We start from the raw sequence: 23,647 nt of genomic DNA, 5'->3' as shown, positions 1-23,647 counted from the left end.
ATGCATGCATGCCCTTGAAATCCGACTTGCGTCCCTCGCCCGCCCTCTCTTTGGCGCGGCCTTTGTGCGCTTCATCGCCTATCTCGGCCTCTGCGCCGCCTATCTGCAGGGCGGCCTCAACAAGGCAACGGATTTTGCCGGCGCGATCGGCGAAATGACCCATTTCGGCCTCTCGCCCGCGCCAGTCTTTGCGATGATCGTCATCGCCCTGGAGCTTGCCGCCTCGCTCATGATTCTCGCCGGGTTTTTCCGCTGGCTCGGTGCGCTCGCGCTCGGCGGCTTCACGCTGCTTGCAACCTTCCTCGCGCTGCGGTTCTGGGAGTTGCCCACGGGAATGGAGCGCTTCATGGCCGCCAATTCCTTCTTCGAACATCTGGGCCTCGTCGGCGGCTTCCTGCTCGTCGCCTGGCTCGATCTCAGGGAAAAAGCATAGGGCAACCTGCACCTAAGCATCACTTACGCTGACACCGGCAAAAATGTTTCCTGCCCCTGCCAGCACCACGGTGCAACCCATCCGCCTCCAGGGCGCAGACCCTGCCAACCCCCAGCATAGGACAATTTCAATGCCGACCATCACTACCAAAGACGGAACAACAATTTACTATCAGGATTGGGGCAGCGGTCAGCCGATCCTCTTCTCCCACGGCTGGCCTCTGTCGGGCGATGCTTGGGAAGTGCAGATGCTCTATTTCGCTCAGCAGGGCTACCGCGTCATCGCCCATGACCGCCGCGGCCATGGCCGGTCCTCGCAGCCGTGGAACGGCAACAATATGGATCAATATGCCGATGACCTCGCGGGGTTGATCGAGAAGCTCGATCTCAAGAACCTCATCATGGTCGGTCATTCCACGGGCGGCGGCGAAGTCGCTCATTATATCGGCCGCCATGGCACCAGCCGCGTCGCCAAAGTCGTGCTCGTCGGCGCCGTGCCGCCGCTGATGCTGAAGACGCCCGCCAATCCCGAGGGCACGCCGATCGAAGTCTTCGACGGCATCCGCAAAGGCACAGCCGGCGACCGCTCGCAATTCTACCGCGATCTGACCATGCCCTTCTACGGCTTCAACCGCGATGGCGCCAAGGTCAACGAAGGTCTGCGTGAAACCTTCTGGCTGATGGGCATGGCCGGCGGCATCAAGGGCCATTACGACTGCATCCATGAATTTTCCGAGATCGATTACAGCGAAGATCTCAAGAAGATCGACGTTCCGGCCCTGCTCATCCATGGCGATGACGACCAGATCGTGCCGATCAAGGCGGCCGCCGAAAAGGGCATCAAACTCCTGAAGAACGGCACGCTGAAGGTCTATCCGGGCGCCCCGCACGGCCTCGCCCAGACAGAGGCCGATAAGTTCAACGCCGACGTTCTTGCTTTTATCAAGGCGTAAACACCGCCGGTCTTGGCGTCTCCTTCGACTTACCAGGTCCGCGCCGCCTTGGACGACGCGGACCTGCCGTGATGGAATTGCACGGCCGCCATATTGCCGAAATCCACGCCGTCGCGGCAGAGTGAGCCAAGCGGCCAACAAAAGGAGAAAAGATGATGCGCCCAGCCCTGCCCGTGCTTCTGAGCCTTACCGGTGGTTATGTCGATACGGCAGGCTTCCTGGCGCTTGGCGGCCTCTTCCCCGCCCATGTCACCGGCAACTTCGTGACCCTCGGTGCAGCACTGACCCACGGCACATCAGGTATCATCGCCAAGCTTCTGGCGCTGCCGGTCTTCTGCCTGACGATCCTTGCACTGCGTTACCTCACCCACAATGTGCCGCCGGGCGACGAGAAAGGCCTGCGCATCCTGCTCGTGATCAAGCTTGTCTTCCTGATTGCCGGCGGTGCCTGCGCCATCTGGCTTTCGCCCTTTACCAACCCGGATGGTCTGCCTCTGGTCGCGACCGGCATGCTGCTCGTCATCGCCATGGCGATCCAGAACGCCGCTCACCGCATCCATCTCGGCGCGGCACCTCCGAGCACGCTCATGACCGGTACCACGACGCAGATCATGATCGACCTTGCCGATCTTGCCCATGGCAGCGCCGGCGACCAGGCAAAGCCAATAAGGACCCGCCTGTCGCGCATGGCGGTTGCTGTATTCGCCTTTGCGCTCGGCTGCGGCCTTGCCGCCCTGCTCTATGCCACCGTCGGCACCTGGTGCTTCGCGCTACCGCCGCTCTTTGCGCTCGTGTCAGTCTGTCTCGCTTTCGCCGGCCCGCAGGCCGCTTGAAAGCAGCGCCTAGCCGCTGACGTCATTGCCGGCGGCCTTGGCCTCCGCCTCGGCAATACGCTGCCGCAGCGTCATCTTCCGGGCTTGGATCTCAAGCGAAATGAGTTCCGAAATCGATCCATTGCGTCGCAGCAATGCGACTATGCTCAAGACAGGAGCCGCAATGGCAGCCGCAAGGATTCCGAGCCCTGCTCCACCGTCCGGCAAGCCGTTGCCTGCGACCAACGTCATAACGACGACCATGAGAATCAGGTTGGCAAGAATGGCGATGATATGCATAGAGCTCCCCCCGAGGCTGGCGCGAGACCATAATTGAGGTCCGGTATGACCACAACTCCAAGGCGGAGTTCAGATTAGGCTAGGCAAACCGCCTGAGGATAGCTGAGCCGCCGGGAATGAAAGCAGAACAACTTTCTGGTCTTTCCTTCCCGAATCACTACATTACGCGCCATGAGCAATAGTTTCGACGATATGCCCTTCTTCGACGAAGAACCGGGCGAAGCGCCGCGTAAGCCGCAGCAGCCTGTGGCACCTGCCCCAAGGGCGCCCGCTGCCGGCGGCGGTATTGCCGCCCGCGCCATGGCGGCCCGTGATGGTGCCCGCCCCGATTATCTCGCCGGCCTCAATCCGGAACAGCGCGAAGCGGTCGAGACTCTGGAAGGCCCGGTCCTCGTGCTCGCCGGTGCCGGCACCGGCAAGACGCGCGTACTCACCACCCGTATCGCCCATATCCTCTCAACCGGCCGCGCCTTCCCGTCGCAGATCCTTGCGGTGACCTTCACCAACAAGGCCGCCCGCGAGATGAAGGAGCGCATCGCGCTTCTCGTCGGCGGCGCCGTCGAAGGCATGCCCTGGCTCGGTACGTTCCACTCCATCGGTGTCAAGCTCTTGCGCCGCCATGCCGAACTCGTCGGCCTGCGCTCCGATTTCACCATTCTCGATACCGACGACGTGATCCGCCTCATCAAGCAACTGATCCAGGCCGAAGGCCTCGACGACAAGCGCTGGTCGGCCAAGCAGTTCGCCGGCATGATCGATACCTGGAAGAACAAGGGCCTCGGCCCCGCCGATATTCCGGAAGGCGATGCACGCGCCTTCGCCAATGGCCGCGGTCGCGATCTCTATTTCGCCTATCAGAGCCGCCTTTCGACGCTGAACGCCTGCGATTTCGGCGATCTCCTCATGCATCCGATCGCGATCTTCCGCAAGCAGCCGGATCTGCTCAAGGAATATCACCAAAAGTTCCGCTATATCCTCGTCGATGAGTATCAGGACACCAACACCACCCAATATATGTGGCTGCGGCTTCTCGCCCAGCGCCCCAAGGGCGAGCCGCAGAATGTCTGCTGCGTCGGCGACGACGACCAGTCGATCTATGGCTGGCGCGGCGCGGAAGTGGACAATATCCTGCGCTTCGAGAAGGATTTTCCGGGCGCCAAGGTGATCAAGCTGGAGCGCAACTATCGCTCGACGGCCCATATCCTCGGTGCCGCCGCCCATCTCATCACCTATAATGAAGGCCGTCTCGGCAAGACGCTCTTCACCGATCGATCCGACCCTGACGACGTCAAGGTGCAGGTCCATGCATCATGGGATTCCGAGGAGGAAGCCCGCGCCATCGGCGAGGAAATCGAGCGCTTGCAGCGCGGCGATGCCGACGGCAAGAAGCATTTGCTGAACGACATGGCGATCCTGGTGCGCGCCTCCTTCCAGATGCGCGAATTCGAAGATCGATTCGTCACGCTCGGCCTGAACTACCGCGTCATCGGCGGCCCGCGCTTCTATGAGCGCCTCGAAATCCGCGATGCCATGGCCTATTTCCGCCTCGTCGCCCAGCCCGCCGACGACCTCGCCTTCGAACGCATCATCAACACACCGAAGCGCGGCCTCGGCGATACGACGGTGCGCGCGCTCCACGATTATGCGCGCGCCCGCGACATCCCGATGCTGGCGGCCGCCGCGGATATGATCGAGACGGACGAGCTGAAGCCGAAGGCCCGCAAGGCCCTTTTCGACGTGGTTCAATCTTTCCGCCGATGGCAGGAACTGCTTGAAAACACACCGCATATCGAGCTTGCGGAGCAGATCCTGGAAGAGTCCGGCTACACCGACATGTGGAAGAACGACAAGACGGCGGAAGCGCCAGGCCGGCTTGAAAACCTCAAGGAACTGATCCGTTCCATGGAAAGCTTCGAATCCATGCGCGGCTTCCTGGAGCATGTCTCGCTGGTCATGGATGCCGAGCAGAACGAGGATCTCGACGCCGTCTCCATCATGACACTGCACTCGGCCAAGGGTCTGGAATTCGACACCGTCTTCCTGCCCGGTTGGGAAGAAGGCCTCTTCCCGCATCAGCGCTCCCTCGATGAATCCGGCCGCGCCGGCCTCGAGGAAGAACGTCGCCTCGCCTATGTCGGCATCACCCGCGCCAAGCACCATTGCCACATCTGGTTCGTCTCCAATCGCCGCATCCACGGCCTTTGGCAGTCTACCATTCCCTCGCGCTTTCTCGATGAACTGCCGGAAACCCATGTGGAAGTCGCCGAGATGGAGCAGAATTATGGTGGCTACGGCCGCGGCGGCGGTTACGGCCAATCGCGCTTCGACAAGGCCGACCCCTTCTCCAACTCCTATTCCACCCCCGGCTGGAAACGCGCCCAGCAGAACAAGACCGACGCCACCCGCGACAATTGGGGCACCCGCTCCGGCCACGCCGTGGAACGCATCGGCTACGGCGAAAGCGGCCCGCGCGGCCGCACCATCGAGGGCGAGCTGGTGGCCAAATCCACCGCGACCGAACCCTCCCGATTCTCCATCGGCGACCGCGTCTTCCACATCAAATTCGGCAACGGCTCCATATCAGGCATCGAAGGCAATAAGCTGACGATCGATTTCGACCGCGCCGGCCAGAAACGCGTGCTCGACGGGTTTGTGGAGCGGGTCTGACCGCTCCACTGTCTTGGCCCGTCGTCAGGAATCGCAGGCCCAGCCACATGCACTTCCCCAGATGACAAAACGCCGCTTTGACCCGACTCACAAATCGGCCTAGCCCGGTCAATGCCCGCCCATGAAAGGTGGGCTTCACAAGACCTTCAAAGGAGGTTCAAGTGACCAGTGTTTCGACCCTGGGCAGCACGCTGACCCAGTATCAAGCCCCCCTCAATCCACTCGATAAGAACGGTGACGGCGTCGTCTCGGCGGACGAGCTCGCTGCCGCCTCACAGTCCTCGACGGCGAGTAACTCGTCCACCGGCGACGACGATTCCTCGGGCGCCGATGTCGTCCGGAAGATCGCAGCCGATATTCTGGCGCTCATGCTCTCGCTCCAGAAAACCGATGACAGCGACAGCCAATCCGGCACCGATGCCAATGGCGACAATGCCAAGGGCGCGCTTTCTGCCCTGGATTCAAATGGCGACGGCAAGTTGACCACGTCGGAAATCCTGTCCGCCGACCCGCAGAAAATTGCCGCCGCCGGCGGCGGCGACGATGACGGCGGCCTGATGGCCAAAGTGATGACCGACATGCAGACTGCGCTTCGTGCATACCAGACCACCTATGGCACTTCGCCTGCCGCCACCGGCGACAGCGACCAGACGGCCTGATCTCATGAGGCTCCGCCGGGGGAGCCTCGATGACAGACCGCTTAATCGCTCACAAAGCCCCTCCCTTCGCCGCTGCTTGTGCTGGCGCCGTGCCGGACGCAACTGCAGCACGCCAGGACGGTGATCTCGACGATCTGGTTTTCAGGCACCCGATCCGATAGCCTTGCACGAATCCGTATAGGATGGGTGAGATACTCGCGCTACTCCCGCATAGGATGAACGCCAGCGGAAAAATATGCCGATGCTGCCATTTGCCACTCTCCATACGAGAAATAGTACTTGCGCCTTGCCCCCCGGAAATCCACTAGTTGATAGCGCTGACATCGGTTGGCATTTTGCGGTGCGACATGCGTAAGGGATAACGTGATGAAGGCGTTGCTGCTGGTCGATATTCAGAACGGTTTCTGTCCCGGAGGTAACCTGCCGGTTCCCGATGGCGACAAAGTCGTCCCTGTGGCAAACAGCCTGATCGACAGCGGCAGGTACGATCTCATCGTCGCTTCGCAGGATTGGCACCCGCCCGGCCACGGCAGCTTCGCCTCATCCCATCCCGGCAAAAAACCCTTCGAAATGGGCGTGCTGTCGGGCAAGCCGCAGATGATGTGGCCGGATCATTGTGTGCAATACACACGCGACGCCGAGCTGCACCCCGATCTTCGCTCGGCGCAGATCGACCTCATCCAGCAGAAGGGTGAGGACAAGAGCGTCGACAGCTACTCCGCCTTCCGTGACAATGATCAGTATGCCGCGACCGGCCTTGCCGATTTTCTAGAGGGCCAAGGTGTGACCGAGCTCGACGTCTGCGGGCTTGCAACTGATTATTGCGTGAAATTTTCCGCCCTCGATGCACTGGCCATGATCCCGGGCGTCAAAGTCCGCTTCATCGAGGATGCAAGCCGCGGCATCACACCTGAAGGTGTTGCCGCCGCCATCGATGAGATGCGCGGACACGGCATCGATATCGTCAAAAGTACGGACGTTTTAAGCGAATAAGCGGTTCGTCATCGCCCTATTTCAGCAGATAGGCGTCGAATGTCTCATCGCTTCCGGCAGTCGGTCCGAAGCGCTTCAGCAGGCTTGTCGCATCCTGAAAAGCAAAAATATTCTCCGGCGTGAAAGACAATTCCCAGACGTAGCTTTCCAGGACTGAGGTCGGCGCAGCAACCTGGTCAAGCCGTTGCGAAAGAAGGATGACGACAGGCACACCCTCACTTTGACGCAAGTGGCTGGCCGTCTGCAGTATATCGGCAAGGCTGAGCGACAGGCGTGCGTTGCGGGTAAATCGCACGGTGTTGCCGAAACGCTGTTCACGCATGAGATAGGTGCGATTGGAGATGTAATAGGGCAAGGGTTCCACAAGGTAATCAGGATCCGCGATCACAATCGCATCCCTGAGATCGGGGCGCGATTGCATGAACGCGCCGAAATCCTTGCTTCGGCTTAATGGTGTGTCAGTGATAACGGTTTGATAGATCTTTTCGAAACCGGATATGACCTGCAGCGACAGCAATATCAGAAAGCACAGCTGCCCGATCCTTGCGATCCGGCTAGCTGCGTCGTTGCCGGCAACGCCCGACGTCCTGAGCGGCGAGCTTGAAGTCAAGGCGGTTATCGCGATCGTGAAAACCAGCCAGAGCGCCTGATGCCTGTATCCGCCTGGATAGACGAAGGTAAAAAGCAGGCAAAGTCCGAGCAGCACAAGCCCCGAGGCTATCATCGCCGGTAGCCGGTTCGCCAGTCCCAACAAGCTGCCATAGAGGAGGACGGACATCAACGATACGAAAATGCCGTAGAGCGTCGGGTGCGCACGCATCAGATCCAAAACAAAGGCGGGATAAAACGCCATAAAATTTGAGCCGGGTGCGACGATATCCCCAAGGGCGAGCGAGACGAGATTCTGTCCATCGAGATCAATCGCCGCGGCATCGTTGAACGTCGGATAGACCGTCAAGATGCATAGGATGACACCGACGGTGGCAATTGCAACACTTGCTGCGAAGGCCCGGCGGTCCGTTGATGTAGACCCTTGCCGCTGCTGAACGAGCTCGAAAAACCAGCAGGCGAAAAAACCGCCAATCAGGATGACTGAATGGACATTGGTGTTCGCCAGCAAAGCAAATAATAGACCGAGCAATATTCCGTTGCTCTTTCCCTTCTCCCAGCTCACTGCAATCAGGAAGACGAAGAGCATGCTGATGCCGTAATTTCGCGACATCGCCGCATACTCGAAAATCGAAAAGTTTCCGAACAATGCCAGCAGCATCATCGGAAGCGGAAGTTCCAGCCTAAAAACAAGGAGATAGCTGGAAATCGTCGCAATCGTCAGCGCGAGAATCTTCAGGATGATAGGTGAGCCACCTATGCTATAACCGGCACGCAGCAGGATATGCCAGAGTGCGGGATGTCCGTCACCGCGTACTTGGCGAAGCATGCCGAGCAAGTTCTCGCCCTGAAGGGCAAAAGACAATGCGCGAACCTCATCGCGCCACACGACTTCGGACCAGCAAAGCGTTGACGCCAACGCAAACCAGACGACAAAGATCACAGCCTTGCCGACTGTGGCTGAGCGGGAACCGTCGATATCGGAGACAGTCGCAGCCAAACAACCCGAAACCCAATGAACGAATGCGCTGGCACGATACTGTTGCGGCGATAATTTAGCGTTAAGTGAAAAGCAGACCCAAGCAGCCTTTGGCCAATCTAAAACTTCTCCTCCCTCTCGAGAAGGTGAATGTCGTCGGCCACATCTTCCATCCTCTTCAGAAATGCGGCCTGCGCATCTCTGATGCCTCGATTGTAGAAGTACGGCCCAATCTTCTCGGCGAAGAAATCGAGCAGGAATTCGGCCGGCAGCATGCCGATCGGGTCGAGTTCGCGATCGAAATACTGGCGGATGTGTGAAACGATTTCCGCCTTTTCCTCTTTCGAAAATTCGATCTTCTTCATGGCTCCCTCGTCTTGGCGGTGACGTAAACCGGTAACGCTTCAGCAAAATCGATTGGTGAATCAAGGAAATTCAATTGCCGCAGCAAGTGAGACACCATAGAGGGAAATTTCAATTCCAACAGGATTAATCCCATGAATCGCGCCGACTTTGTCGAAGGTTTGCGAGGCGGCTTTACCGTGGCGCTTGCCTCTGCCCCCTTCGGAGCCCTGTTCGGCGCCCTGGCAGCCGAACAGGGCATGTCGCTCCCGGAGATCACCTTCATGAGCGCGACCGTCTATGCAGGCGCCAGCCAGTTGGTCGGCATCGAGCTATTCGGCCACAATGTGCAGGCCTGGATCATCGTCCTGTCGATCCTCGCTGTGAATTTTCGGCATGTGCTTTATTCGGCGGCAATCGCCCGGTACATCGGGCATTTCACCGCCCTCCAGAAGTTCTTCACCTTCTTCCTGCTGGTCGATCCGCAATTTGCCGAAACCGTCAAACGCGGTGAGGCAGGTCAGCGCGTCACCTTCATCTGGTATCTCGGCTTCGGCATCGTCATCTATATTCCCTGGGTCATCATCAGCCTGATCGGCGGCATGCTCGGGTCCCTCATTGGGGATCCGAAGACCATCGGCCTCGACATCCTGCTGCCAGCCTATTTCCTCGGCATCGTGCTCGGCTTCCGCAAGCGTGACAATTTCCTGTCCGTGGCGCTGACGAGTGCCATCGCCTCGGTCGTTGCCTATCACTTCGTTGGTTCCCCCTGGCACGTGAGCCTGGGTGCTGCGGCCGGGATCATCCTTGCTGCGCTAATGCCCCTGCCCGCGGAGGAGCCGGACCTCGAAGCCGACGCCCTCAACACCGAAAACCACGAGGTCTGAGATGGAATTCGATCTCCACATGGCTCTCGTGATCCTTGCCGCCGCGGTCGCGACCTACGCGACCCGCATCGGCGGCTACATCATGATCACCAAGATGAAGCGCATTCCCCCGCGCATGGAAGCGGCACTGAATGCCGTGCCGGCCGCGGTACTGACGACGCTCGTCGCACCCGCCTTCTTCATCGGCGGCTGGGATTCGAAGCTGGCGCTCGCCGTCGCCCTCATCATCGGCCTGCGCTTCTCGCATACGTGGATGCTCGTTGCCGCCTGGATCATCGTGATGATCTGGCGGCACACGATCGGTCTTTAAACCAGAATCCCGTTATCCCTCGGCTCAGTATTCCAGCGGCAGCGTCGCATTCTCCAGCCATGCCTTGACGTCATGGTCGTGGATCAGCGGCATCAGCGCTTCGCGCGTGCGGTGATGGTAATCGTTGAACCAGTGCAGTTCGTCATGCGTCAGCAGTTCGGGGATGACAAGACTGCGGTCAATCGGGCAGAAGGTCAGCGTCTCGAAGCCGAACATCGGCATGTCCCCGCCCTCGATGTCTTCGGCCTCCCGTACATAGATCAGGTTCTCGATGCGGATGCCGAAATGGCCGGGCCGGTAATAGCCCGGCTCATTGGAGAGGATCATGCCCGGCAGCAATTCTTGAGTCGACAGCCGTGAGATGCGTTGCGGCCCCTCATGAACCGAGAGATAGGAGCCGACGCCATGGCCCGTGCCATGGGCGAAATCGGCTCCTGCCCGCCACAGCGCGATGCGCGCCAGCGGATCGAGGTCGCAACCGCGCGTACCCTTGGGGAAGCGCGCCGTGCTGATCTGGATCATACCCTTCAGCACCAGCGTGAAGAAGCGCTTGTGCTCTTCCGTAACGGCGCCGATGCCGACCGTGCGGGTGATGTCGGTCGTGCCGTTGACATACTGCGCGCCGGAATCGATCAGGAAGAGCTCGCCCGGCTGGATATGCCGGTCGGTCGCCGTGGTCACCCGGTAGTGCATGATGGCAGCGTGTTCACCTGCGCCGGAGATCGTATCGAAGGAAATGTCCTTCAGCGGATTCTGCATGCTCTGGCCGACCTTGGCGCGGGCCGATTCCAGTCGCTCGGCAGCACCGATCTCGGTGATCGTGCCGGGCTTGCTCTGCGACAGCCAATAGAGGAATTCCACCATCGCCGCGCCATCCTGCAGATGCGCAGCCGCCGAACCGTTGATCTCGACATTGTTCTTCACTGCCCGCGGCAGCTTTGCCGGATCGGCGCCCTCGACCACTTCGCCACCCGCCTTGCGGATGATCTCGGCAAGCGCATAGGAGGCGATATCGGGATCGATGAGGATACGGCCGCCATCTTTGGCCACCGCCGCAAGCTTCTCGTCGAGCAGCGACGGCGCAAGCTGGTTGGCAATCTGCGCCAGATAGGCTTCCAGCTCGATACCGGTCTTGCGCTTGTCGAGGAAAAGTTCGGCCCTGCCGTCGGCGTGAATGATGGCGCGCGCCAGCGGATGTGGTGTATGCGGCACGTCGGCGCCGCGAATATTGAAGATCCAGGCAATCGAGGACGGATCGGCGATCAGCACGGCCCTCAGGTTTTTCTTGCCGAGATCGGCCGCGATGGCTGCGATCTTGTCCTTGGCGAGGACACCGGCCTGGGCCACGTTCTGAATGGTGACGGCGCCAAGCGGTTCAGCGGGTCGATCGACCCAGAGCTTATCAAGCGGATTGTGCGGCAGAAAAACCAACGCACCGCCGATCTCGTCAAGCGCCTTTTCGAGCTTGCGCACTTCGGCACCCGTATGCAGCCACGGATCGATGCCGAGCTTCAGCCCCTTCTTGCCATGCGCCGGCAGCCAGACATGCGGCGGTTCGTTCACGAGATCGCCGCCGGTAAAGACCGAACCGTCCACCTGCTCGGCCAACTGCGTGACGTAACGTCCGTCCACATAGACGATCGCCTCCGTGCGGGTAATCAGTGCAACGCCCGCCGAGCCGGTAAAGCCCGTCAGCCATGACAGCCGCTCCGCGCAAGCCGGCACGTATTCGCCGTTGAATTCATCGGCGCGTGGCACGAGGAACGCATCGATGCCGAGCGCGTCGAAACTGGCGCGAAGCGCGGAAACCCGTTCCCTGCCGAACTGTGGCGTGGAGGTGACTTCGAAAGACTGGAACATGCTGGAAACCCGAATGAGGAAACGAATCCGGTTAATGGGATAGCGGCCATGTTAGCGAAATTTCAGTCATTGGGGAGAAAAAGCGACGCGAAGCGTCTGGAAGGCTCCAGCAGCCCAATAATTTGGCAGGAATATGTCTCGATGTGGGAAACTGGCACGCTTCATGCATTGCACGCATGGCTGCAATGAAACAAACCCTCTGCCGCTGCATGCCGGAATAGCTATATAGGGCGCATCGAACGGTTCACGACGAGCCATTAACAAAGGATTTTTTGAAATGACCGCCTCTCTCTCGCGCTTCGCTTACAGCAGCCCGGTACAGGCTGGCGAACGCCAGACTGTGCGTCATGTCATCGGCGCCCGCCGCCCGCAGAATGAGGACAGCCTCAAGGTGCTCGCAGCCGGCCAGCGTTCCACGCGCCACAAGGGCGCACCGAGCTACGCATTCTGAGCTTAAAGCCTGTCCGCTCCTCCTCCCTCCACCGGACCGGCCTATCGGAATGAAGTAGAGCCCGCTTGAGCACCTCCTCCTTCGGCTCGCGGGCATGACCGGAATTAAACGCCGGTCCAAGGGCGGTGCCATTGGCACCGCCTTTTTTCTTGCCTGTATCCCTTTTCCTTATCTGTAGCCTGGGAAAATTACGGACGGTCGAGGTGGATCGTCACCCAGCCATTGCGCCAGATCGTGCGCACATGGCGCAGCTTCGCACCATTATACGCGGCGAGTACCTTCCAGCGCTGCGCGGCCAGAATGCCGGAGAGGATCACTGATCCGCCCGGCGCCAGATTGGTCACAAGCTGCGGCGCCATCTTGATCAGTGGCCGCGCCAGGATGTTGGCGATGATAAGGTCGAATGGCCCATGCTCGGAAAAAGCGGTAGAGTGGAAGCCCGGTGCCGTTACCGTGGCGATGCCGGTGGCAATGCCATTGCGGCGCACGTTTTCGGCTGCGACGCGAATGGCGATCGGGTCGATATCGGTCGCCAGGATCGGAATATTGCGTAGCTTGCGCACGGCAATTGCCAAGACACCGCTGCCCGTCCCGAGATCGAGCGCATTGCGCACCGTGCGTGCTCTTAGCACCCGGTCGATGACTTCGAGGCAACCGGCCGTCGTGCCGTGATGGCCGGTACCGAAGGCCTGGCCGGCATCGATCTCGATCGCAATATCGCCGATCCGGACCTTATCGCGATCATGCGAACCGTGCACGAGGAAGCGCCCTGCCCTGACGGGCTTCAGCCCCTCCAGCGACTTGACTACCCAATCCACATCCGGAATGACCTCCCGCGACAGCACGGCATCGGGAAACGTTTGCTTCAGCGCCGCCGCCACGCGCGAGCGCACATCAACCTCGTCCTCCGCCATCATATAGACGGAGGCTTCCCAGACATCGTTCTTTTCGTCGATCTCGGTTGTGCCGATGGCAAAATCTTCTTCGCCGAAGACCTCGCTCAGGAGATCGAGGATTTCCTCGGCCTGCTTTTCAGTCGTCGACACATAAAGGCGGATTTCACTCACGATAGGCGATCTTTCCGGTTGCGTCGGCCGCGACCGGTTCCAATATCTTTAATGGCCGGTCATCCCTTGGCGACGAGATTCTCAAGCTTCTTTATCGCCGTATCCGGGTTTTCGCCATAGGAGATCGTTCCGGCAAAACGCCCGGCTGAATCGAGAAGGAAGACCGAGGCCGTGTGGTCCATCGTGTAATCCCCATCAGGATTTTTCTCGTCGACAGGCACCTTCTTCGCGTAGACGCGGAAGCCCTTGATGACGTCGGCAATCTTGTCCGGCGGGCCGGAAATGCCGGTTATGCGCTTTGAAACGTTGGAGACATACTCGTTCATGATTTCGGGCGTATCGCGCTCGGGATCGACGGTGACGAAATAGGCCTGCAGCTTGTTACCCTGAGGATCGACCTTTTCCATCCAGCCGTTGAGCTCGAAAAGCGTCGTCGGGCAGACTTCGGGGCAATGTGTGAAGCCGAAGAACAAGGCGGTGGGCTTGCCGCGCAGCGCCTGCTCCGTGATCGGCTGCCCCGTCTGCGATACCAGCGTGAACGGCACGCCGAAAGGCCCCTCGGCCACTACGTTCCTCGTCCGGCTCTGGTCCAGCGTGAACCATCCGAGCACGCCGGCAAGCGCTAACACTGCGATCCAGACAGCGATACGGAAATTTTTCATTGCGTGATCCCTACAAGCAATTCCGGCAATAATGCTTGAGCGTTTTGCGTCCAGAATTGCGTAAAAACAAAAGCGCGGATGCCCCATCCGTTCGATCAGGTGATTATAGTCGCGATCGCGAGTGCGCAATTCAAGAATGCGTTTTCTCACCCGTGATTAATTGCCCCAGCTTGATGAACGCCAAATGCCGGCCACCGCCATCGGAAAAAGTCGCGGAAAATGGAATTAGCCCGCTTTTCTAAAGGCTTGCTCCGAGCGATGCGATGCAACGCCAAGAAATACATCGTTAGGAAAGGCTTAAGCGCGGATATCTATATTTAGTAATGCACACAGTGCTTCGGCGCTGTCCTGACATGACGTCGGCCGGGCCATGAACCGGATCAGCCTGAAAATCGAGGGAACGCAACCGCCTGGGGCGGAGGGTGGCTTTATGACAAATTCGACGGTTCGCAGGAATCTTTCAGTCGGCCAGCGGCTTTGGACGCTGGGCGGTGCGGCATTCATCGGTTTCGGCTCGATGCTCGCGATCGGTTGGTACGAGAATATGCAGGTCGACACCGGCTTGCGCCGCGCTGACGAGATCCAGCAGAGCGTCAATCGCATCAACGATATGCGCCTTGCCAATCTGACCCTCGTCCTCGCCGCCATGGACACGATCGTCGACAAGGATGAGAAGACCGTCCAGCCCGACCGCCTGAAGCTCGTTGCCGACTCCGTTGCCGCCCTCTCCAGCGGCTCGAAGGAAATGGCCATGCTGGCCGAGGAACTGAAGGCCGGCGATCTCTTGAAGAGCTACGATGCCGATGTCGCCGCACTTCGCCAAGCCATCCAGGTGGACCTCAAGGCGCTCGTCGAACAGGGTGCGCCGGATGCCGAATTCGACAAGATCGACGATCGCATCGACGCTGCCGGTGACAAGCTCACTGCAACCCTCGACAAATTCGCCAATGATGGCACGGACGTCGCCCGTCGGCGCGTCGAACACGCCGATGAAATCTCGCACAACTCTCTGCTTATCCAGATCGCTCTCGGCATCATCGCCATTCTCACCATGGCCGTGCTGCAATATGTCCACGGCGGTTCCATCCGCCGCGGCATCGCCGCCGTGCGCGAAAGCATGCTGCGCATTCTGAACGGCGATCTTACAAGCAACGTCACCGGCAAGGAACGTGGTGATGAGATCGGCGAAATGGCCCGTGCTGCCGAGAGCTTCCGTCTTGCCGCCATCGAAAAGATCGATCTGGAAGCTCGCACCGAAACCGACCGCCAGCGCAGCGATGCCGAGCGCCGCGAGCGCGAAGCCGCCAAGCTCGCAGACGCTGAAGCGCTGAGCGCCGCCGTCATGGCGCTTGCGCAGGGTCTCACCCGCCTTGCCAATGGCGATCTGACGGCAAGCATCGACCAGCCCTTCCGCGAAGAGCTGGAAAGGCTGCGTCAGGATTTCAACCAGACGGCCATGCGCCTGTGCAATGCGATGAAGGACATTGCCCAGAACAGCACCTCGATCCAAGCCAACAGCCACCAGATGCGTGCCGCCGCCGACGACCTTGCCAAGCGCACCGAGCAGCAGGCCGCCTCGCTGGAGGAGACATCAGCGGCTCTGGACGAAATTACCTCCACTGTCCGCAACGCCACCAGCCGCGCCGAGGAAGTCGGCCAGATGGTCGCTCATACCCGCCAGAATACCGAGAAATCCGATGCCATCGTCGGCGATGCGATGGCCGCGATGGAGCGAATCGAAAACGCCTCCCGCGAGATCGGCACCATCATCAACGTCATCGATGAGATCGCTTTCCAGACGAATCTCTTGGCGCTGAACGCTGGCGTCGAAGCAGCGCGTGCGGGCGAAGCCGGCAAGGGCTTTGCGGTCGTCGCCCAGGAAGTGCGCGAACTCGCTGGCCGCGCGGCCGGAGCAGCCAAGGATATCAAGGCCTTGATCAGCAAATCCGGCGCCGAAGTAAAGACTGGTGGTGAATTGGTGACGGCAGCCGGCGAGGCTTTGCGTCAGATAGGCGAGGATGTTCTGCGCATCGATGGCCATGTTAAATCAATCGTAACCTCTGCGCGCGAACAATCGGTTGGACTGAACGAGATCAATACAGCCATCAGCCAGATGGATCAGGTGACGCAGAAGAATGCGGCCATGGTGGAAGAAACGAACGCCGCCAGCCACACTCTCGCAACGGACGCAGAAAGCCTGACGAAACTGGTTCGGCAGTTCAATATCGGCGAGGGCATGAGCGCCCGTCCAACGCCGCGAGAAGCCTCCGCAGCCTCGCATCCGAAACCCTCACCCGCACGAAGCCTGATTGGCAAGGTCGCGGGCGCATTCACGGGCGGCACTGCCGCCAGGACAATCGCCTCCTCTCCGGCCGGAGACAACTGGGAAGAATTCTGATCATGAGCAACGCCATCAAGCAGTCGGGCGCCTACCTCGAAATCGTCTCGTTCCACCTGGGCGACCAGGAGTTCTGCATCGATATCATGGCGATCCGCGAAATCCGCGGCTGGGCGCCGGTAACCCCGATGCCGCATACCCCGCCCTACGTCCTCGGCCTCATCAACCTGCGCGGCGCCGTGATCCCGGTCATCGACATGGCCTGCCGCCTCGGCATGAAGATGACGGAACCATCCGAGCGTTCCGCCATCATCGTTACCGACATCGCCGGCAAGTTGGTCGGCCTGCTGGTCGAACAGGTCTCGGACATGATGACCATCAAGAGCGAAGACCTGCAGCCGCCGCCAGAAATCATCCCGGAAGCCCAGCGCGCCTTCTGCCGCGGCATCGTGGCACTGGAAAAGACTATGGTCTGCTTCCTCAACCTCGATACGGTCATCGCCGACGAACTGGCGCGCGAAGCTGCTTGATAGATTTTGAAATCTGGAATGTGGAGGCCCGGCTTGTCCGGGCCTTTCTCGTTTTGGACGGCATGATTTCAAGCTTACCGTAAAAACCGCTCCCCGACCCCTCGCCACAAGGGGGCGGGGCTAACCCGCTGCAACGCTCCGTTCCGTTCAAAACGCTGAAGATGTCGAGAGCAGGATCGGCTGGGTTTGGGGGGCTTCATCACGGCTCAAAAGCCCTCAAGGCTTCCCATTTTTCCACACCACATCCTGCCCATAGAGCGGAATGGTCGAAATCGACATCTTCGCCGAACCATCCGTCACCTGCCGCGAATGGGCGAGATAGATCAGCGTATTGTTGGTCTTGTCGTAGATGCGGTTGACCGCAAGCACCTTCCAGATCAGCGACATGCCCTGCCGGAACACTTCGCTGCCATCCTTGGACATATCAATATTGCCGATCTCGATCGGCCCCGTCTGGCGGCAGGCGATGGAGTTGTTGGAAGGATCTTCGAACCAGTTGCCGTTCTTGAAGCGGTCGATCAGGCTGCGGTCGAAATAGGTGACATGGCAGGTGATGCCTTTCACCTCGGGGTCCGATACCGCCTCGACGATGATGTCATTCCCGATCCAGTCGACCCCGACCTTGCCGACGACCTCCGCTGATGTCACGCCTGCGGATGCGGCAAGGAATGCTGAGCCAAGAAAAAGATTGCGGAACGTGGACATGGCAACTCCCGTGTTAATCCGGAAGCTAAGATAAGAATGGCCTGGATCTTTACAACACGGGACTCAGGCTTTGCGGCAGGTGCAAGGCTCGTAGCCGCTTGGTGTCAACCTGCCTGGCTTCATGCCGATGACATCAGGAATGGCGGCGACCGTTGCAGCCTTGACCGCCCTCGCCATCTCGATTGCCGCTGAGGCACAGACGGCGGCGTCTTCGGCCGCATTGTGATGGAGGAAACGCAGGCCGAGATGCTCGGCAATCAGGTTCAGCCGGTGCGACAGGAAGTGCGGCCAGATGCGTTGCGCCATTTTCAGGCTGCAGAGATAGGTGAGCTCCGGATAGGACTGCCGATAGAGATCGAGGCTCGCCCGCCAGACGCTGAAGTCGAAGGCGGCATTATGGGCGATCATCGTCGCGCCCCGGAAGTCCTCATGGAACTCGTCCATGACCTCGGGAAATTCCGGCGCATCCTCCACATGCTCGGGGCGAATACCGTGGATCGCGATATTCATGCCGGAGAAGCGCATATCGCGCGGCCGGATCAGCCGCTCCTCCACCCGCGTCACCCGGCCGTCCTCGATCCAGGCAAGACCGACCGAACAGGCGCTGCCGCGCTGTTCGTTGGCTGTCTCGAAATCGATCGCGATTGTCTTCACGGGCAAATATCCGAATCGTCTACCCTTACCGGAATAAAGATAGCCGCATCCGAAGGCAAATTCTGGCCTGTTGACATCTGCACGCGAATGGCGAAACTTCCACCCATGATCAGCTCTGTGAACCACAATATGCATCTTATTGCCACGACCCTTGCAGGGTACGCGGGAGCGATGGTGCGTCACTAGCAGTCCGATCATCCCGACAACCCTGCCGAGGAAAGCAGGGTTTCGGAACTCCGCTCTCCTCTAGAAACACAAGGAGAGCGTAATGCCAGCCAATCAGGATACCCCACCCGAAAAGCCTTCTTTGCAGGGGCTCACCGTTCGCGCCTTGCGTATGAGCGATGCCGAAGCCGTCACCGAGCTGATGAACCTGCCGGGCTACCGCGCCGGCACGCTGCGGCCGCCCTTTCAAAGCATCGACACGGTGCGCAAGCGCATGGAAAACCCCTCGCCCGAAGCGCTCAATCTCGTCGTCGAACTCGACGGCAAGCTTGTCGCCAATGGCGGCATGACCCGCTTCGAAGGACGGCGCCAGCATGCCGCAAATCTCGGCATGGGTGTACACGACGATTTCACCGGCCGCGGCATCGGAACCTTCCTGTTGGCCGCCATGCTTGACGCCGCCGATAATTGGCACGACATCAAGCGCATGGAACTGACCGTCTACACGGACAATGACGCAGCCATCCGCCTCTACGAGAAATTCGGCTTCGAGAAGGAAGGCCTGTTCAGGTCCTACGGCTATCGCGACGGGCAATATGTGGACGCCTACACGATGGCGCGACTGAGGGCATGAAATCTCTCCTCCGTCATATCAGGGCTTGTCCCGAGGATCTGCTGCCATTTGTATATTGATACGTGGCAGATGCTCGGGACAAGCCCTGATATGACGCCGAGTGAAAGGCAAGCTGTCGAAAAAAACAGAAACGCGATGTCTAGCGCAAGGCTCCCTTACCCACCAATCAGCGCCAGCCACTCGTCCTCGTCCATCGTCTGGACGCCGAGTTCGCGGGCCTTGTCGAGCTTAGAGCCTGCGCCGGGGCCAGCAACAACGATATCGGTCTTCTTGGAGACGGAGCCAGCTACCTTGGCGCCGAGGCTTTCGGCACGCGCCTTGGCTTCTTCACGGGTAAATTTCTCCAGCGAGCCGGTAAAGACAACGGTCTTGCCGACAACCGGGCTGCCTGTCGTGACCGGCCGCTCGGCCTCCTGTGGTGTCACCTCGTCGAGCAGGCGGCCGATCACCTCGATATTGCGCGGCTCCTTGTAGAATTCGACGATGGCGCGCGCCACGACTTCGCCGATACCCTCGATGGCGTTGAGATCGTTCCAGGCGTCACCGGAAAGCGTTGCCGCTTCCTTCATCGCAGTCGCAAAGGCCTCGTAGCTATTGTAGGAGCGCGCCAGCAGCTTCGCCATCGTCTCGCCCACATGGCGAATGCCGAGCGCATAGATGAAGCGGTGGAGCGCAATGCTGCGCCGCTCGTTGATCGCCGCATAGAGCTTGCCGACGCTCACCTTGCCGAAGCCGTCGATGTTTTCCAGCTTGGTGATCGACTGCTGCTGACGCTTCTCCAGCGTGAAGATGTCAGGTGCTGTGCGGATCTGCAGCGCCGGATCGTCGCTTTCGAAGAAGAAGTCGATCTGCTTGGAACCGAGCCCTTCGATATCAAAAGCATTGCGCGAGACGAAATGCTTCAGCTCTTCCGTCGCTTGCGCGCGGCAGATGAAGCCGCCGGTGCACCGGGTGACCGAATCGAGCTTGCCGGTCTTTTCGTGGCGTTCGCGTACGGCATGCGAACCGCAGACTGGGCACACTTTCGGAAACTGATAGGGTTGCGCATCGACAGGGCGCTTTTCCATGACGACATCGAGCACCTGCGGGATCACGTCGCCGGCGCGCTGCACGATGACCGTATCGCCGATGCGGATATCGTGCTCCTCCTCGCGGATGCGTTCGCCGCTATTGCCGATGCCCTTGATGTAATCCTCGTTATGCAGCGTCGCATTGGTGACGACGACGCCGCCGACGGTGATTGGCGTCAGCCGGGCGACCGGCGTCAGCGCCCCGGTACGTCCGACTTGAATGTCGATATTTTCGACGACGGTGAAAGCCTGCTCGGCCGGGAATTTGTGCGCGGTCGCCCAGCGCGGACTGCGCGAGCGGAACCCGAGACGCTGCTGCAGCTCAAGGCTGTCGACCTTATAGACGACGCCATCGATATCGTAATCGAGGTCGGGCCGCTCAAGACCGATCTCGCTGTAATGGGCAAGAATATCGTCGACCGAACTCAGCCGCTTCATCAGCGGATTGACGGGGAAGCCCCAGCTCTTAAAGGTCTCGACCATGCCCATCTGTGTATCAGCGGGCATGTCCGACATCTCACCCCAGGCATAGGCGAAGAATCTCAGCTTACGGCTTGCCGTCACCTTCGCGTCGAGCTGCCGCAATGACCCAGCGGCAGTATTGCGCGGATTGACATAGGTTTGCTTGCCTTCGGCCTCCATCTGCGCGTTGAGTGCCATGAAGTCGCTTTTGGCCATATAGACTTCGCCGCGTACTTCAACGATGGATGGAGCTCCCTTCGGCAGCTCGTTCGGAATTTCCTTGATGGTGCGGATATTGGCTGTGACATTCTCGCCGGTCGTACCGTCGCCGCGGGTCGCGGCCGTCACCAGCTTGCCGTTCTCATAGCGGATCGACATCGAAAGCCCGTCGATCTTCGGCTCGGCCGTGAACGCGATGGAGTTGTCCGGCAGGCGACCGAGGAAGCGATAGACGCTGGCCACGAAGTCGCGCACGTCCTCCTGTGAGAACGTATTGTCGAGCGACAGCATCGGCCTTGAATGGACAACCGGCGCGAAGGTGGCCGACGGCGCGGCGCCCACGTGGCGCGATGGGCTGTCTTCACGAATCAGCTCTGGAAAGCGCGCTTCGATCGCATCGTTGCGCCGCTTCAGCGCGTCGTAGTCCGCGTCCGAAATCTCCGGCTGGTCTTTACCGTGGTACAGCGCGTCATGGTGCGCGATTTCTTTGGAAAGCCGCCTCAGTTCGGCAGCGGCATCTTCAAGCGTCAAGTCCTCAACAGCGACGGATTCGGTCGACATGCAGCTTCACTCCAGAGAATCTGCAATGGTTTTAGAGCAAAATTCGGCGATTGAAATAGTACCGACGTTTTGAATTTATGGCCGGGCGTTGCGGAGTCTGATGGCGCTCACATGTAATGTCGTATGCTGCAGGGCCTTCACCGGCGTAAGACTGTCGACGCCTTAAGCTCGATACCGCGTGAGGCAAATTCTCGGTCGAGCTCAAACAGAGCCGTGAGCGCTAGTGGTACGACATTCCTTCGCGACACCCACATTCACGCGTCCTGCAGATCCTCGAAACATTCCGTCGGCATCTCATAGCGGTGGATGGTCTCGGCCCGCAGTCGCTCCAATCAAGCACGCTCGATATAGGCGAAACCCGCGCCAGTCCCCGAGCCGGCGGCGATCCTCCTGCGATGTCTCCGGTTTTGCCCAAACAAGGATGCGCGGGCAATCGCGCGGGAAGAGATACATGAAGTCGTGGATGTCATCGATCGCCCAGACGAGCGGCCCGTTCAGCCATTCCCGACCCGGGGGCGTTCGGACGGAATGCGAACAGGACGGCAATGGCGGGATTATCGCTGAAATGAAAAAGTCTCATGGATCGACCTCGCCGGCGAGCCAAGTCAGATAGCGCAACACCTGCCGCTTGTCACCGCCAGCAAACCCCTAGCCGTTTCCGGCCAGTAGCCGAGCCGCCGCCGCCCTCGCCTCTTCCGTCACGGAAGCACCGGCAAGCATGCGGGCTATCTCTTCCGTGCGGTCCTTCTGGGCCATGGTGGCAACGCGCGTGGCGATCTTGTCGGAGCCGTCGCCGGACGGTCCCTTGGAGATCAGGAGATGCGTGGCAGCTCGTGCCGCCACCTGTGGAGCATGGGTGACGGAGAGAACCTGCACACGCTCGGAGAGCCGCTTCAGCCGCTGGCCGATCGCATCCGCCACGGCGCCGCCGACACCGGTGTCGATTTCGTCGAAAACGAGCGTCGGCGCCGAACCGCGGTCGGCAAGCGCCACCTTGAGCGCCAGCAGGAAGCGCGAGAGTTCGCCGCCCGAGGCGACCTTCATGATCGAGCCCGGCCGTGTTCCCGGATTGGTCTGAACGTGAAATTCGACGATGTCGATGCCTTCGGCTGTCGGCTCCTCCACATCCGTGGTGATTTCCACCATGAAGCGGGCGCGCTCGAGCTTCAGCGCCGGCAGCTCGGCCATCACGGCCTGCGCCAGCGCGTCGCCGGCATGGTGCCGTTTCTCGGAGAGCGAGCGAGCCGCCGTATCATACTTCGCCTTGGCAACACCGACTTCCGCCTCAAGCTTCGACAACCGTTCTTCACCTGCATCAAGATCGGCAAGATCGTTGATCATGCGCACGGCAAGTGCGGGCAGCTCGGTGACGGGAACGGAATATTTTCGGGAGGCCGCGCGCAGTGCAAAGAGACGCTCTTCGACGCGCTCCAGTTCCTTCGGATCATATTCGGTCTTGCGCAGGGCTGCTTCCACTTCCATCTGCGCGTTGGAAAGCTGGTCCAGCGCGGCATCTAGCAGCGCTACAGTATCTTCCAGCAGGCCGGGCGCCTCGTGGCTTTTGCGCTCCAGACGGCGCACCAGCGAGGCGATATGGGGCACGGGAGAGGCATTGCCGTTCAGGAATTCCGAAGCCTCGGCAATATCGCCGGCAATGCGCTCCGCCTTCATCATCTTTTGGCGGCGGTCGGCGAGCTCATCCTCTTCGCCGTCACGCGGCGAGAGCTTTTCGAGTTCGTCGACGGATGACCGCAGGTAATCCGCCTCGCGGGCGGCAGCCTCCACCCTCTCGCGATGTTTCTTCAGCGTACGCTCATTATCGCGCCACTGGCGATAAAGCGTGGCCACAGCCTGTACATCCTCGCCGATACCGGCGAAGGCGTCCAGCAGCGTCCTGTGGGCATTGGTATCGACAAGCGCCCGATCGTCGTGCTGGCCGTGGATCTCGACCAGCATCTGACCGGCCTGGCGCATGAGCTGCACGCTCACCGGCTGGTCGTTCACATAGGCCTTGGTGCGCCCGTCAGAGGACTGCTGGCGGCGGAAGATCAGGTCGCCTTCGTCGTCGATACCGTTTTCGCGCAGAAGTTTGCGGGCGCCGTGATCCATGCCGACATCGAAGACGGCCGTCACCTGCCCCTTGTCCTCGCCGTGGCGCACGAGACCACCATCGCCGCGCCCGCCAAGGGCCAGCGAAAGACTGTCGAGCAGGATGGATTTGCCAGCGCCCGTCTCACCCGTCAGCACGGAGAGGCCGGTCTCGAAGGCGAGATCCAGCCGCTCGATCAGAACGATATCGCGGATCGAAAGCTGGATCAGCATTGGC

General features: G+C 60.1%; 22 protein-coding genes and 1 pseudogene. 12 read left to right on the top strand and 11 right to left on the bottom strand.

The genetic code is table 11. The features are described from left to right. The first annotated feature begins 4 nt into the window (after positions 1-4). From EV281_RS14765 to EV281_RS14755, 3 genes are all read left to right on the top strand, one after another. Positions 5-433 (top strand): DoxX family protein, encoded by a 429-nt coding sequence (locus tag EV281_RS14765; RefSeq protein WP_132653831.1) that lies wholly within the window; start codon positions 5-7, stop codon positions 431-433. Positions 434-563: 130 nt separating this feature from the next. Next, positions 564-1,385 (top strand): alpha/beta hydrolase, encoded by an 822-nt coding sequence (locus EV281_RS14760; RefSeq protein WP_132653830.1) that lies wholly within the window; start codon positions 564-566, stop codon positions 1,383-1,385. Positions 1,386-1,540: 155 nt separating this feature from the next. Next, complete coding sequence (locus EV281_RS14755) at positions 1,541-2,218, top strand: YoaK family protein (RefSeq protein ID WP_132654318.1); 678 nt, start codon at positions 1,541-1,543, stop codon at positions 2,216-2,218. A 9-nt stretch (positions 2,219-2,227) separates the two neighbouring features. Here the strand turns inward: EV281_RS14755 and EV281_RS14750 are convergent, their stop codons facing one another. After that, positions 2,228-2,497 (bottom strand): hypothetical protein, encoded by a 270-nt coding sequence (locus tag EV281_RS14750; RefSeq protein WP_132653829.1) that lies wholly within the window; start codon positions 2,495-2,497, stop codon positions 2,228-2,230. Positions 2,498-2,668: 171 nt separating this feature from the next. On the opposite strand from EV281_RS14750, the gene EV281_RS14745 reads away from it, so the two are divergent. From EV281_RS14745 to pncA, 3 genes are all read left to right on the top strand, one after another. Then, positions 2,669-5,164 (top strand): UvrD-helicase domain-containing protein, encoded by a 2,496-nt coding sequence (locus EV281_RS14745; RefSeq protein ID WP_132653828.1) that lies wholly within the window; start codon positions 2,669-2,671, stop codon positions 5,162-5,164. Between the two features lie 161 nt (positions 5,165-5,325). Further along, positions 5,326-5,823, top strand: coding sequence for a hypothetical protein (locus tag EV281_RS14740; protein ID WP_132653827.1), 498 nt, complete (start codon positions 5,326-5,328; stop codon positions 5,821-5,823). A gap of 366 nt (positions 5,824-6,189) precedes the next feature. Further along, on the top strand, positions 6,190-6,816 hold the full coding sequence (gene pncA / locus EV281_RS14730) for a bifunctional nicotinamidase/pyrazinamidase (protein WP_132653826.1): 627 nt from the start codon (positions 6,190-6,192) through the stop codon (positions 6,814-6,816). A gap of 16 nt (positions 6,817-6,832) precedes the next feature. Here pncA and EV281_RS14725 read toward each other — a convergent pair whose 3' ends face one another. Beyond that, positions 6,833-8,425, bottom strand: a complete 1,593-nt coding sequence (locus EV281_RS14725) for a hypothetical protein (RefSeq protein ID WP_132653825.1) — start codon at positions 8,423-8,425, stop codon at positions 6,833-6,835. A 98-nt stretch (positions 8,426-8,523) separates the two neighbouring features. Next, positions 8,524-8,769: a DUF2164 domain-containing protein gene (locus EV281_RS14720; RefSeq protein ID WP_132653824.1), complete on the bottom strand. Its 246-nt coding sequence runs from the start codon at positions 8,767-8,769 to the stop codon at positions 8,524-8,526. 132 nt (positions 8,770-8,901) lie between these two features. On the opposite strand from EV281_RS14720, the gene EV281_RS14715 reads away from it, so the two are divergent. Both EV281_RS14715 and EV281_RS14710 read left to right on the top strand, forming a co-directional pair. Next, on the top strand, positions 8,902-9,633 hold the full coding sequence (locus EV281_RS14715; protein WP_132653823.1) for an AzlC family ABC transporter permease: 732 nt from the start codon (positions 8,902-8,904) through the stop codon (positions 9,631-9,633). A 1-nt stretch (position 9,634) separates the two neighbouring features. Continuing rightward, positions 9,635-9,943: an AzlD family protein gene (locus tag EV281_RS14710; RefSeq protein ID WP_132653822.1), complete on the top strand. Its 309-nt coding sequence runs from the start codon at positions 9,635-9,637 to the stop codon at positions 9,941-9,943. 24 nt (positions 9,944-9,967) lie between these two features. Here the strand turns inward: EV281_RS14710 and EV281_RS14705 are convergent, their stop codons facing one another. Further along, complete coding sequence (locus EV281_RS14705; protein ID WP_132653821.1) at positions 9,968-11,803, bottom strand: aminopeptidase P family protein; 1,836 nt, start codon at positions 11,801-11,803, stop codon at positions 9,968-9,970. A gap of 277 nt (positions 11,804-12,080) precedes the next feature. Here EV281_RS14705 and EV281_RS31130 point away from each other — a divergent pair, with 277 nt between their 5' ends. Beyond that, positions 12,081-12,254, top strand: coding sequence for a hypothetical protein (locus EV281_RS31130; protein ID WP_007814367.1), 174 nt, complete (start codon positions 12,081-12,083; stop codon positions 12,252-12,254). A 188-nt stretch (positions 12,255-12,442) separates the two neighbouring features. On the opposite strand, the gene EV281_RS14700 is transcribed toward EV281_RS31130, so the two are convergent. Both EV281_RS14700 and EV281_RS14695 read right to left on the bottom strand, forming a co-directional pair. Further along, positions 12,443-13,321, bottom strand: coding sequence for a 50S ribosomal protein L11 methyltransferase (locus tag EV281_RS14700; RefSeq protein ID WP_132653820.1), 879 nt, complete (start codon positions 13,319-13,321; stop codon positions 12,443-12,445). Between the two features lie 59 nt (positions 13,322-13,380). Next, positions 13,381-13,983 carry an SCO family protein gene (locus EV281_RS14695; protein ID WP_132653819.1) on the bottom strand — a complete coding sequence of 201 codons (603 nt, stop codon included), beginning with the start codon at positions 13,981-13,983 and terminating at the stop codon, positions 13,381-13,383. Positions 13,984-14,413: 430 nt separating this feature from the next. Between EV281_RS14695 and EV281_RS14690 the strand changes: the two genes are divergently transcribed. Continuing rightward, on the top strand, positions 14,414-16,381 hold the full coding sequence (locus EV281_RS14690; RefSeq protein WP_132653818.1) for a methyl-accepting chemotaxis protein: 1,968 nt from the start codon (positions 14,414-14,416) through the stop codon (positions 16,379-16,381). Between the two features lie 2 nt (positions 16,382-16,383). Next, positions 16,384-16,851, top strand: a complete 468-nt coding sequence (locus EV281_RS14685; RefSeq protein WP_112568976.1) for a chemotaxis protein CheW — start codon at positions 16,384-16,386, stop codon at positions 16,849-16,851. A 216-nt stretch (positions 16,852-17,067) separates the two neighbouring features. Here the strand turns inward: EV281_RS14685 and EV281_RS14680 are convergent, their stop codons facing one another. Both EV281_RS14680 and EV281_RS14675 read right to left on the bottom strand, forming a co-directional pair. Further along, a complete protein-coding gene (locus EV281_RS14680; protein ID WP_132653817.1) occupies positions 17,068-17,556 on the bottom strand; it encodes a CreA family protein in 489 nt (162 codons plus the stop codon). Between the two features lie 63 nt (positions 17,557-17,619). After that, on the bottom strand, positions 17,620-18,210 hold the full coding sequence (locus EV281_RS14675) for a 3'-5' exonuclease (RefSeq protein ID WP_132653816.1): 591 nt from the start codon (positions 18,208-18,210) through the stop codon (positions 17,620-17,622). Between the two features lie 268 nt (positions 18,211-18,478). On the opposite strand from EV281_RS14675, the gene EV281_RS14670 reads away from it, so the two are divergent. Beyond that, the gene (locus EV281_RS14670) at positions 18,479-19,009 is read left to right on the top strand and encodes a GNAT family N-acetyltransferase (RefSeq protein WP_132653815.1); all 531 of its coding nucleotides are present in this window, start codon (positions 18,479-18,481) and stop codon (positions 19,007-19,009) included. Between the two features lie 155 nt (positions 19,010-19,164). On the opposite strand, the gene ligA is transcribed toward EV281_RS14670, so the two are convergent. The 3 genes and pseudogenes from ligA to recN all read right to left on the bottom strand — a co-directional run bounded on the left by ligA (position 19,165) and on the right by recN (position 23,643). Next, positions 19,165-21,321, bottom strand: a complete 2,157-nt coding sequence (gene ligA, locus EV281_RS14665; protein WP_132653814.1) for an NAD-dependent DNA ligase LigA — start codon at positions 21,319-21,321, stop codon at positions 19,165-19,167. Positions 21,322-21,396: 75 nt separating this feature from the next. Beyond that, a pseudogene (locus tag EV281_RS31625) lies at positions 21,397-21,901 on the bottom strand (DUF6886 family protein). A 68-nt stretch (positions 21,902-21,969) separates the two neighbouring features. Further along, positions 21,970-23,643 (bottom strand): DNA repair protein RecN, encoded by a 1,674-nt coding sequence (gene recN / locus EV281_RS14655; protein ID WP_132653813.1) that lies wholly within the window; start codon positions 23,641-23,643, stop codon positions 21,970-21,972. Positions 23,644-23,647: the final 4 nt, after the last annotated feature.

It is taken from the genome of Rhizobium sp. BK418 (assembly GCF_004341105.1).
In the GTDB taxonomy this organism is placed as follows: Bacteria; Pseudomonadota; Alphaproteobacteria; order Rhizobiales; family Rhizobiaceae; genus Rhizobium.
This window is presented reverse-complemented; position numbering and strand designations above follow the sequence as displayed.

Bases quoted from the DNA above. Each gene is read 5' to 3' on its own strand.
- EV281_RS14765 (WP_132653831.1), top strand. From the start codon at position 5: ATGCATGCCCTTGAAATCCGACTTGCGTCCCTCGCCCGCCCTCTCTTT.
- EV281_RS14760 (WP_132653830.1), top strand. From the start codon at position 564: ATGCCGACCATCACTACCAAAGACGGAACAACAATTTACTATCAGGAT.
- EV281_RS14755 (WP_132654318.1), top strand. From the start codon at position 1,541: ATGCGCCCAGCCCTGCCCGTGCTTCTGAGCCTTACCGGTGGTTATGTC.
- EV281_RS14750 (WP_132653829.1), bottom strand. From the start codon at position 2,497: ATGCATATCATCGCCATTCTTGCCAACCTGATTCTCATGGTCGTCGTT.
- EV281_RS14745 (WP_132653828.1), top strand. From the start codon at position 2,669: ATGAGCAATAGTTTCGACGATATGCCCTTCTTCGACGAAGAACCGGGC.
- pncA (WP_132653826.1), top strand. From the start codon at position 6,190: ATGAAGGCGTTGCTGCTGGTCGATATTCAGAACGGTTTCTGTCCCGGA.
- EV281_RS14720 (WP_132653824.1), bottom strand. From the start codon at position 8,769: ATGAAGAAGATCGAATTTTCGAAAGAGGAAAAGGCGGAAATCGTTTCA.
- EV281_RS14715 (WP_132653823.1), top strand. From the start codon at position 8,902: ATGAATCGCGCCGACTTTGTCGAAGGTTTGCGAGGCGGCTTTACCGTG.
- EV281_RS14710 (WP_132653822.1), top strand. From the start codon at position 9,635: ATGGAATTCGATCTCCACATGGCTCTCGTGATCCTTGCCGCCGCGGTC.
- EV281_RS14705 (WP_132653821.1), bottom strand. From the start codon at position 11,803: ATGTTCCAGTCTTTCGAAGTCACCTCCACGCCACAGTTCGGCAGGGAA.
- EV281_RS31130 (WP_007814367.1), top strand. From the start codon at position 12,081: ATGACCGCCTCTCTCTCGCGCTTCGCTTACAGCAGCCCGGTACAGGCT.
- EV281_RS14695 (WP_132653819.1), bottom strand. From the start codon at position 13,983: ATGAAAAATTTCCGTATCGCTGTCTGGATCGCAGTGTTAGCGCTTGCC.
- EV281_RS14690 (WP_132653818.1), top strand. From the start codon at position 14,414: ATGACAAATTCGACGGTTCGCAGGAATCTTTCAGTCGGCCAGCGGCTT.
- EV281_RS14685 (WP_112568976.1), top strand. From the start codon at position 16,384: ATGAGCAACGCCATCAAGCAGTCGGGCGCCTACCTCGAAATCGTCTCG.
- EV281_RS14680 (WP_132653817.1), bottom strand. From the start codon at position 17,556: ATGTCCACGTTCCGCAATCTTTTTCTTGGCTCAGCATTCCTTGCCGCA.
- EV281_RS14670 (WP_132653815.1), top strand. From the start codon at position 18,479: ATGCCAGCCAATCAGGATACCCCACCCGAAAAGCCTTCTTTGCAGGGG.
- ligA (WP_132653814.1), bottom strand. From the start codon at position 21,321: ATGTCGACCGAATCCGTCGCTGTTGAGGACTTGACGCTTGAAGATGCC.
- recN (WP_132653813.1), bottom strand. From the start codon at position 23,643: ATGCTGATCCAGCTTTCGATCCGCGATATCGTTCTGATCGAGCGGCTG.